Annotated in this window: 4 protein-coding genes; all 4 read right to left on the bottom strand. The window is 54.4% G+C overall.

The features are described 5' to 3' along the window. On the bottom strand, nt 1-269 hold a 269-nt coding region (locus tag WH37_RS32980; RefSeq protein WP_046234914.1), incomplete at its 3' end, for a hypothetical protein. A 22-nt stretch (nt 270-291) separates the two neighbouring features. Continuing rightward, nucleotides 292-975 (bottom strand): PAAR-like protein, encoded by a 684-nt coding sequence (locus WH37_RS32975; protein ID WP_046234913.1) that lies wholly within the window; start codon nt 973-975, stop codon nt 292-294. Between the two features lies 1 nt (nt 976). After that, on the bottom strand, nt 977-1555 hold the full coding sequence (locus WH37_RS32970; RefSeq protein WP_046234912.1) for a hypothetical protein: 579 nt from the start codon (nt 1553-1555) through the stop codon (nt 977-979). Beyond that, nucleotides 1542-2336 (bottom strand): pentapeptide repeat-containing protein (locus tag WH37_RS32965; protein ID WP_197091414.1); only part of this gene is annotated, 795 nt, incomplete at its 5' end. The genes WH37_RS32970 and WH37_RS32965, both read right to left, overlap by 14 nt.

Genomic DNA, 2336 nt, shown 5'->3' with positions numbered 1-2336 from the left:
GGAATGCCATCCTCCATTTCAATGTCTACATGCGTAATGCCCCCGGCAAACCAGCTTTCCGCCTTAGGCTCAGCGGGCCTGCGCATGATTAGGCTGTCCTCGAAGCTGCTTCTGCCTATACAGGCCTCAGCTTCCGCTTCCGTCATTTCCGCTGTAAAGGTACATTTCGCATGCGCATTGAACTTCCGCTCGATGCGAAAGCTGCGCACGGCCTTAAGCTTATAAGGCCATACCAGCTGGTAGCCGTCTCCTTCATAGTTCACTTCCATGCTGTCACCTCCCTCCTTCCCCTTATCTCACGGAAAACTCCGGAGGTGCCGGATCCATCCCATTGGTCAGCAACCGAATTTGTCCTCCATACTGGCAAAACAAACAGGATTTGCTCGTTAACGCAGCTGCCCCTTGAATCGATACGCTCGGGCTGCCGTTTGTCCATTGCGGCCCTTTCAGCTTCTCCAGCATCGCACTAAGCGATGGCAATCCGCTCGGCAGCCCCATCGGCGGCGCAGATTTAAAAGGCGCTCCCGATGGAGCCGGAGCTTCCATCAGCTTGGGCGCACAAGGGTAAACAGGCAGATTAAAAGTAGGCTCATCCGGATCAGGATCAAACATATAAGAAGGATCTGAAGGCTTGCCTGCCCCAGCATCTTCCGCTTTTTTCATCGGATGAAGCGCGCTTCGACAGTATCCGAAGGAATAAAAGTTCCCATCGATTTCTTGCCCCATTCGATCAAATGGGATTCCCACAATGGTATTGGGCGTTGATAGGGATACTTTGCAATCCTCCACCGTCAGCATCGGGCTGCCGTTAATATAAATGCCATTCGGCTCCTGCTTATTCAGTACCTCCTCATGCGACCCGAAGGAGCAATGCATATACGCCCCTGCCGTCACATACGTATCCTCGCTTCGCCATGGAGACTCCAGCAAGCCCTTAAGTGTCGCTTTTTTCAAGACGGTTTCTCTATGCCCCATTTCAACCCATTCCCCCCACCAACTCAATTCGTCTCACACTCAGCCCATACAAGCTTTTCCGCAGCAGCCCCTCCGCTATATCTACACGCACCACCAGCACACGGCTGCGGTAGTACGGAATCTGAAAAATCGCAGCATCTTGCAGCGCCCATGGATCTACCCACATTTTGCTAACTCGCCCGTTTTCCGTCACGGTCCGCTCTGGCGCTAAGCAAGGAACCTCCTGCACATCCATCCAGTCATAAAAAAACTGTCCCTGCTGCTCCAAATCCATGACGATGACGCTCTTATAGCCAATATTCGGAACCATTCGGCTGACGACCGCCCGCAGTTCAGCGCCTACGAGCAGCAGCGGATTTTCAATCATACACCCCGGATTCAGCCGGCTCCCTTTCTTGACGTACACCATCTCCTGTTGCTCCGCATAGCGGTAGCCTCTCAGCATCCGCTCGGGGAAAGCGAGGTTCGCCCCGTTCGCTGGCAGGCGCCGATCATGCTCCAGCACAAAATATTCCATCCCCGTCTCCAGCTCATGTGAGTGCCATTCCCCTTCTCCTCCCGACTCTCTACGCATGTTCATGCACCGGCTCCTTTACCCAGCTGATCATCTGCCGCTGCTCCTCCGTCAGCTCTACCCGCAGCGCATCCCGCTCCAGCATACGGCTGCCTGTTAAATCTGCTCCGGTGAAATCCACCTCGAGCAGCTCGGCCCCCGTAAAATCTGCCGCGATTTTCGCCCCCCGAAAGCTCGCATACGTCAGGTCTGCCCCTTGGAACTGCACGCCGTTCATCCCGAACACGAGACCATGTGCTTCTGCCACAAAATCCCGATTGCCGAGAACGCCATCGAACCGCGCATAGGTCAGGTCGCAATGGCGAAAATCGGCATCATATAAGAGGCAATCTTGAAAATCCGCCTGATCGCACACACACCGCTCGAATCTCGTACCCAACATGCGGCTGCTGGCAAGCGTGCTGCCCGTCAGCGTCACCTCTTCGAATCTCGTATAATTCACGTCGATTCCTTCGTACTCCCCTCGCATTAGGTTCACGCCAGCGATATGCTCATAGATATAGTCCTGATCCAGCTTGTTTTCCAGCCAGCCCTTGCACGTAATCGACGTCCGCTGACGCTCCTTCACGCAATAGACCGACTCGCTAACCTCCTGATCCCGGTATTCGCCCACGCGCACCTCAAACGAATCATCCTTCTCAATCTCCTGAAAGGAAGCCAGCTCCCGAATCGCATCCATCGCATACCGCGCCGCATGCACCATATAGACATGAAACGGATACAGCTGCTCCTTCATCCAAACCTCAAACGAATGTCGCTCAATTCGGTTCATATACCGCTTGCGCCG

Source organism: Paenibacillus algorifonticola, from assembly GCF_000971975.1.
Taxonomy (GTDB): Bacteria; Bacillota; Bacilli; order Paenibacillales; family Paenibacillaceae; genus Pristimantibacillus; species Pristimantibacillus algorifonticola.
Note: the sequence above shows the minus strand (reverse complement) of the source record. Positions and strands in the feature narration are given on the sequence as shown.

Excerpts from the sequence above, each read along its gene's own strand:
- WH37_RS32975 (WP_046234913.1), bottom strand. The coding sequence starts at position 975 with ATGGGGCATAGAGAAACCGTCTTGAAAAAAGCGACACTTAAGGGCTTG.
- WH37_RS32970 (WP_046234912.1), bottom strand. The coding sequence starts at position 1,555 with ATGAACATGCGTAGAGAGTCGGGAGGAGAAGGGGAATGGCACTCACAT.